This window comes from Streptomyces sp. NPDC026246 (genome assembly GCF_055567995.1).
In genome coordinates this window covers 22,061-28,596 of record NZ_JBVHPJ010000024.1, presented here as the reverse complement: position 1 = coordinate 28,596, position 6,536 = coordinate 22,061, and the positions used below count along the sequence as shown (strand labels likewise).

The window sequence follows — 6,536 nt, the reverse complement described above, 5'->3', positions numbered from 1 at the left end:
CCTGGTTGAACTGCTCGTTCGACATGATCTGCAGACCAGGCCGGGCGAGCTCGGCGCGCATGAACAGCGCCATCACGCCACCGATGACGAAGAACGCGAACGACGTGGCCAGGTACAGCGTGCCGATCGTCTTGTGATCCGTGGTCGTCAGCCACTTGAGATGCCTCATGCCCCGCCTGTGTCCGCGCCCCGGCCGGAGGTCACACTGCACGGGCGCGACGAACGTCACGGGAACCGGGTGTGACGATCGAGGACGTGCCGGACACGGACGGGACATGAGCGACGACGAGGTCTTCGCCGCTGCCTACCGCGAGCACTACTGGGCGGTCAGCCGCTATGTGGCGCGGCGGCTGGACGGGCGGGCCGGTGAGGTGGAGGAAGTGGTGGCGGAGGTGTTCACGGTCGCCTGGCGCCGCCGGGCCGACCTCCCGGCCGCTGCGCTGCCCTGGCTGTACGGCGTGGCACGCAACTGCCTGGCGAACGCCGTCCGCGGGCACGGGCGCCGCCGTCGGCTGCTCGACCGGCTCGGCAACGACGACACCGCCCACCGGCGGCACATCACGGCGGGCCCGGAGGCGGACACCCCGGGAGCCTGGGTGCACGAGGCCCTCGCCCGGCTCTCCGCCGCCGACCAGGAGGTGCTGCGCCTGACGGCCTGGGAGGAACTCGGCATCGACGAGGTGGCCGTCGCCCTGGGCTGCGGCAGCAGGGCGGCGGCGATGCGGTTGCACCGGGCCCGGCGCCGCCTCAGAGCCGAGATCGACCGCCTGCGCCCCCCGACCCCGACCCCGACCCCCGAGCACCCGCGTGTGACCGTTCCCGAGGAGCACCGCCGTGGCCGATGAACTCGATCTCCTGCGTGGCGCCGACCCGATGCCGGCCGACGGCTCCCGCTTCGGCGACGGACCCCTGGACCAGCGGGCCGAGCGCCGCCTGGAGCAACTGCTGGGGGAGAGGCCGTCCGGGCTCCGGCGGAACCCGTGGCTGCGGCTGCCCGGCCTGGGCCGCGCCCGGCCGGGGCCGAGCCGGTGGGCGGCAGCGCCCCCGGCGCGGTCCGGCGCGACGCGGCGGCACGGGTGGCTGCCCGCCACCGGCCCGGTCTCACTGGCCTGGGGCCTGCTCGCCACGGCCGTCGTGACCGCCCTGACCCTCACCCTCGTGCTGAGCGGCCCGGGCACCCCGCCCGCCGTCGCCGCGCCCCGGCCGCTGGTCGTCCAGACCGGCTCCGCTGCCCTGCCCCTGGACCGGCTGGCCGAGCGCGCCTCCGCCGCGATCGGGGCCACGGGCGCGCCCCGGCTGCGCAAGGGCACCCACGTACGGTCCTGGAGCCTCGGCATGTCGCCGGACGCACCTCCGGTGACCCTGCCGGAGGAGCGGCTCGTGCGCTGGCGGCCCGACGGCAGCCACACCGAACTCGTCGTCGAGACCGGCCCGGAACACCCCGGCCGCCCCGTCCTCTCGGACGAGGGCGGTGAGCCGCGACGCGCCGGGGACGGCCACGTCCTGCTCGACCGGACCTACCCGCCCAGCTGGAGCGACGCGCCGCCCCACTCACCCCCGCCCCACGACCCCGAGCGGTTGCGGGCCTACCTCACGGAGGTCCGCTTCACCGACACGCCGCTCACCACGCCCGACGTGCTGGACGCGGTGGCGACCGTGCTGGACCACTGGACCCTCGGCCAACGGGAGAACGCCGCCCTGGTCCGGCTCCTGCGGGACACCGGCGGGCTGCGCCCGGTGGGGCAGGTGACCGACCGGCTCGGGCGGCGGGGCCAGGCGTACGTGAACGACGCGCGCGGCGTGCGCCGCATGCTGATCCTCGACCCGGCGACCGGAGCCGTGCTCGGCCTGGAGAGCACCCTGACGGCCCCCGACCCGCGGTACGGCGTACGGGAGGGGGCCGTCATGTCCTACAGCGCCTGGATGCGCTGACGGCCCGGGGGTTCCGCCGCCGGCTACTCGTCCCAGGCCTGCACCAGGGTCTGCTCCGCGATCTTGCCGTCGCGCAGCGACAGCATGGACTCGGACAGCACACGCACACCGTCCGCGTACTCGCAGCTCTCGCTGAACGCCGCCTCGTCGCCCTGGATGACGCAGTGCTCCAGCCGGTGCGTCATGTCGCGGCTGTAGACGTCCTCCAGCATCCGGCCGATCTCCTCCCGGCCGTGCAGGACCTTCGGGTGACTGGGCTGGGCCGTCCGGTCGACTATGCGCAGTTCGGCGTCGTCGGAGTAGAGGGACATCAGCATGTCCGGGGTGCCGCCTTCCAGGCCCCGGCGCAGTGTCTCCCGGTCGAAGGCGGAGTCTGTCGACGTGCCCATGATGACCTCCTCGGCAGGGCCGCGGCCCGGTCGGAGGCGGGCCGCGTGGGGCCTTCCCACCTCGAGCCTCCTCCCGCGCGGCGCACGCGGCAAGCCCGGGGAGCGCTGGGCCTGACGGGTGAGGGGAGCGGTGCACCCGTGTCCGCGGGGGACCCGTCCGCGTTGCGACAGGCATGATCTCAACACGACGTATCGTCGCCGCCGTTGGTCTCGCCGCGGGGGTGACCGGTCTCGCCGCGCCGATGGCGCAGGCGGCCGACACGGGAGCCAAGAGCCCGCTCAGCCCCATGGCCACCCTGGACTCGCTGGCCGTGAGCGACATCCCCGCCGAGCACAAGGACGAGATCCTGCGGCCCTCCTCGCAGCTGGCCGGACTCAACCGTCTCAACGACCTCGACCAGCTGAACCAGGTCGTCGGTCTGGTCTCCCCGGTCTTCGGGTTCCTCCCGAACGTCCGCTGACGGCCGCGTGCCGACGAGGGCCGCCCCCAGCAGGGGCGGCCCTCGCGTGCGTCCGGGCTCAGTCCGCCGCCGCCAGGAACTGCGTCGCCGCCAGCTCCGCGTACAGCGGGTCGGCGGTCACCAGTTCGCGGTGGGTGCCCACGGCGCGGACCCGGCCGGCGTCCATCACCACGATCCGGTCGGCCATGGTCACGGTCGACAGCCGGTGGGCCACGACCAGGACCGTCGTCGTTCTCGCCACGTCCGCGACGGTGTCGCGCAGCGCCGCCTCGTTCACCGCGTCCAGCTGTGACGTCGCCTCGTCGAGCAGCAGCAGCCGCGGGCGGCGCAGCAGCGCGCGGGCGATCGCGACGCGCTGCCGCTCCCCGCCGGACAGCTTCGTCCCCCGGTGCCCGACGAGCGTGTCGAGCCCGTCCGGCAGCCGGGCCACCAGCCCGTCGAGCCGGGTCGTCTTCAGCACCCGCGCGAGGGCGTCCTCGTCGGCGTCGGGATGGCCCAGCAGCAGGTTGTCCCGCAGCGACCCCGACAGCACCGGCGCGTCCTGCTCCACGTAGCCGATCGAGGCCCGCAGCCGGGGCAACTCCCAGTCCTCCAGGTCACGCCCGTCGAGTGTGATCACGCCGGATTCGGGGTCGTAGAAGCGCTCGATCAGGGAGAAGACGGTGGTCTTGCCGGCGCCGGACGGGCCGACGAAGGCCGTCATGCCCTGCGCGGGCACGGTGAACGTCACTCCGTGGTGGACGAGGGGCAGGTCGTCGGCGTAGCGGAAGCGGACGTCCTCGAAGGCGACGGCGGCGGGCCGGGTGTCCGGGCCGGGCAGGGGAGCGGACGCGGCGGCGGGCTCGGCGGGCAGCCGCAGCGCCTCCTGGATGCGGGTGAGGGCCGCGGCGCCCGTCTGGTACTGCGTGACGGCGCCGACGACCTGCTGGATCGGCGACATCAGATAGAAGACGTACAGCAGGAAGGCCACCAGCGTGCCCACGTCGACGGCTCCGGTCGCCACGCGTGCGCCGCCCACCGCGAGCACCGTGATGAAGGCGATCTGCATGGCCAGCCCCGCCGTGTTGCCCGCGGCCGCCGACCACTTGGCGGCCCGCACACTCTGCCGCCACGACTCCCGAGCGGCCTCGTGCAGCGTGACCTCCTCGCGGTGCTCGGCGCCGGAGGCCTTGACGGTGCGCAGCGCACCCAGGGTGCGCTCCAGCGAGGCACCCATGACGCCGATGGCGTCCTGTGCCCGCCGGCTCGCCTGGTTGATGCGCGGCACGATCACCCCCAGCACCACGCCCGCGCCGAGGATCACGGCCAGGGTCACCCCCAGCAGCACGGCGTCCACCAGGCCCATCATCACCACCGTCGCCACCAGCGTGAGGCCACCGGTGCCGAGGCCGACCAGGGAGTTCGTCGTCACCGAGCGCAGCAGGGTCGTGTCGGAGGTGATGCGGGCCATCAGGTCCCCGGGCTCGCTGCGGTCCACCGCGGCGACCCGCAGCCGCAGCAGGTACGACGACAGCGCCCGGCGCGCGCCGAGCACCACCGACTCGGCGGTGCGCTGCAGCACGTAGGAACCCAGCGCACCCAGCGCCGCGTTGGTGATCACCAGCGCGGACATCGCCAGCAGCGCCCCGGTGACGTCCCGCTCGTGCGACAGGTCGTCGATGAGCCCCCGCGCGACCAGCGGCAGCAGCAGCCCGGTCGCCCCGGTGACCAGGGAGAGCACCGCGCCGGCCAGCAGGGACCAGCGGTGCGGCCGGACGTATCCGAGCAGCAGCCGCCACGGCGGTACGGCGGTCCCGGTCTCTGCGATGCTCACGTCGCTCCTTCGGCGCCTCGGACGGACGGTTCAGGCTACGTCGGCGCCGACCCGGCCGGCCTGGTGTTTCCCCGGGACCGGGGGAGGCCGATCCGCGCCCCTTGCCGATCAGTCGCGCGTAGGGTCGGAACGGAACGAACCCGGCCGACGAAGGAGTCAGCACCATGGCCCAGGAAGTACGCGGTGTGATCGCGCCCGGCAAGGACGAACCGGTGCGGATCGAGACGATCGTGGTGCCCGACCCCGGCCCGGGAGAGGCGGTCGTCCGCGTCCAGGCCTGCGGGGTGTGCCACACGGACCTGCACTACAAGCAGGGCGGCATCAACGACGACTTCCCCTTCCTGCTCGGCCACGAGGCCGCGGGCGTGGTCGAGGCGGTCGGCGACGGCGTCACGGACGTGGAGCCCGGCGACTTCGTGATCCTCAACTGGCGTGCGGTGTGCGGGAAGTGCCGGGCCTGTCTGCGCGGCCGGCCCTGGTACTGCTTCGACACCCACAACGCGCAGCAGAAGATGACCCTGACCGACGGCACCGAGCTGTCCCCGGCCCTGGGCATCGGCGCCTTCGCCGAGAAGACGCTGGTCGCCGCCGGGCAGTGCACCAAGGTCGACCCGGCCGTCGCCCCGCAGGTGGCCGGACTGCTCGGCTGCGGCGTCATGGCCGGCATCGGCGCCGCCCTCAACACCGGCAACGTCGGGCGCGGCGACTCGGTCGCCGTCATCGGCTGCGGCGGCGTCGGCGACGCGGCCGTCGCCGGCTCCCACCTGGCCGGAGCGCGGACGATCATCGCCGTGGACATCGACGACCGCAAACTCGAGACCGCCCGGTCCATGGGCGCCACGCACACCGTCAACTCCCGCGAGACCGACCCCGTCGAGGCGATCCGCGAACTGACCGGCGGTTTCGGCGCCGACGTCGTCATCGAGGCCGTCGGCCGTCCCGAGACCTACCGGCAGGCCTTCTACGCCCGCGACCTGGCCGGCACGGTCGTCCTCGTCGGCGTCCCCACCCCCGAGATGAAGCTCGAACTGCCCCTGCTGGACGTCTTCGGCCGCGGCGGAGCCCTGAAGTCCTCCTGGTACGGCGACTGCCTGCCCTCCCGCGACTTCCCCATGCTGATCGACCTGCATCTGCAAGGGCGCCTCGACCTCGGCGCGTTCGTCACCGAGACCATTCAGCTCGACGAGGTGGAGAAGGCCTTCGAGCGGATGCACCACGGCGACGTGCTGCGCTCGGTGGTGGTGCTGTGATGACCACACGCGTCGAACACCTCGTCACCTCCGGGCAGTTCACCCTCGACGGCGGCACCTGGGACGTCGACAACAACGTGTGGATCGTCGGCGACGACCACGAGGCGGTCGTCATCGACGCCGCCCACGACGCCGACGCCATCCTCGCGGCCCTCGGCGACCGCCGGCTGACGGCCATCGTGTGCACGCACGCCCACAACGACCACATCGACGCGGCCCCGGCGCTCGCGGACCGCACCGGCGCCACCATCTGGCTGCACCACGACGACCTGCCGCTGTGGAAGCAGACCCACCCCGACCGCGAGCCGGACGCCTGGCTCGTCGACGGCCAGGTGATCGAAGCCGGCGGCGCCGACCTGCGCGTGATCCACACACCCGGGCACGCACCCGGCGCCGTCTGCCTCCACGACCCCGGACTGGGCACCGTCTTCACCGGCGACACCCTCTTCCAGGGCGGGCCCGGCGCCACCGGCCGGTCCTTCTCGCACTTCCCGACCATCATCGACTCCATCCGCGACCGGCTGCTCACCCTGCCGCCCGAGACGACGGTGCGCACCGGACACGGCGACTCGACGACCATCGGCGCCGAGGCCCCCCGCCTCCAGGAATGGATCACCCGGGGCCACTGACCGCGTGTCCCCGTAAAAGGCGACAGAAGATGTCCGGCTTACCCGTCACCCTGGACGCGGCA

Annotated in this window: 7 protein-coding genes and 1 pseudogene; 5 read left to right on the top strand and 3 right to left on the bottom strand. The window is 73.5% G+C overall.

Features of this window, described 5'->3' with window-relative positions; translation table 11 throughout:
• A pseudogene (locus ACZ4M5_RS34360) lies at positions 1 to 277 on the bottom strand (hypothetical protein); the annotation flags it as partial.
• Here ACZ4M5_RS34360 and ACZ4M5_RS34355 point away from each other — a divergent pair.
• On the top strand, positions 276 to 845 hold the full coding sequence (locus tag ACZ4M5_RS34355; RefSeq protein WP_467742972.1) for an RNA polymerase sigma factor: 570 nt from the start codon (positions 276 to 278) through the stop codon (positions 843 to 845). The pseudogene ACZ4M5_RS34360 and the gene ACZ4M5_RS34355 sit on opposite strands and share 2 nt — an antisense overlap.
• Positions 835 to 1,932 carry a CU044_5270 family protein gene (locus ACZ4M5_RS34350; protein WP_467742970.1) on the top strand — a complete coding sequence of 366 codons (1,098 nt, stop codon included), beginning with the start codon at positions 835 to 837 and terminating at the stop codon, positions 1,930 to 1,932. The genes ACZ4M5_RS34355 and ACZ4M5_RS34350 overlap by 11 nt, the downstream gene beginning before the upstream one ends.
• A 23-nt stretch (positions 1,933 to 1,955) precedes the next feature.
• Here the strand turns inward: ACZ4M5_RS34350 and ACZ4M5_RS34345 are convergent, their stop codons facing one another.
• Complete coding sequence (locus ACZ4M5_RS34345) at positions 1,956 to 2,321, bottom strand: nuclear transport factor 2 family protein (protein ID WP_467742968.1); 366 nt, start codon at positions 2,319 to 2,321, stop codon at positions 1,956 to 1,958.
• Positions 2,322 to 2,494: 173 nt separating this feature from the next.
• On the opposite strand from ACZ4M5_RS34345, the gene ACZ4M5_RS34340 reads away from it, so the two are divergent.
• Positions 2,495 to 2,782, top strand: a complete 288-nt coding sequence (locus ACZ4M5_RS34340) for a hypothetical protein (protein ID WP_369192854.1) — start codon at positions 2,495 to 2,497, stop codon at positions 2,780 to 2,782.
• Positions 2,783 to 2,840: 58 nt separating this feature from the next.
• On the opposite strand, the gene ACZ4M5_RS34335 is transcribed toward ACZ4M5_RS34340, so the two are convergent.
• Positions 2,841 to 4,595 (bottom strand): ABC transporter ATP-binding protein, encoded by a 1,755-nt coding sequence (locus tag ACZ4M5_RS34335; protein ID WP_467742966.1) that lies wholly within the window; start codon positions 4,593 to 4,595, stop codon positions 2,841 to 2,843.
• A 164-nt stretch (positions 4,596 to 4,759) separates the two neighbouring features.
• On the opposite strand from ACZ4M5_RS34335, the gene ACZ4M5_RS34330 reads away from it, so the two are divergent.
• Positions 4,760 to 5,845, top strand: a complete 1,086-nt coding sequence (locus ACZ4M5_RS34330; RefSeq protein ID WP_467742964.1) for an S-(hydroxymethyl)mycothiol dehydrogenase — start codon at positions 4,760 to 4,762, stop codon at positions 5,843 to 5,845.
• A complete protein-coding gene (locus tag ACZ4M5_RS34325; RefSeq protein WP_467742962.1) occupies positions 5,845 to 6,474 on the top strand; it encodes an MBL fold metallo-hydrolase in 630 nt (209 codons plus the stop codon). The genes ACZ4M5_RS34330 and ACZ4M5_RS34325 overlap by 1 nt, the downstream gene beginning before the upstream one ends.
• The last annotated feature ends 62 nt before the right edge of the window (positions 6,475 to 6,536 follow it).

Bases quoted from the DNA above. Each gene is read 5' to 3' on its own strand.
- ACZ4M5_RS34355 (WP_467742972.1), top strand. From the start codon at position 276: ATGAGCGACGACGAGGTCTTCGCCGCTGCCTACCGCGAGCACTACTGG.
- ACZ4M5_RS34345 (WP_467742968.1), bottom strand. From the start codon at position 2,321: ATGGGCACGTCGACAGACTCCGCCTTCGACCGGGAGACACTGCGCCGG.
- ACZ4M5_RS34340 (WP_369192854.1), top strand. From the start codon at position 2,495: ATGATCTCAACACGACGTATCGTCGCCGCCGTTGGTCTCGCCGCGGGG.
- ACZ4M5_RS34330 (WP_467742964.1), top strand. From the start codon at position 4,760: ATGGCCCAGGAAGTACGCGGTGTGATCGCGCCCGGCAAGGACGAACCG.
- ACZ4M5_RS34325 (WP_467742962.1), top strand. From the start codon at position 5,845: ATGACCACACGCGTCGAACACCTCGTCACCTCCGGGCAGTTCACCCTC.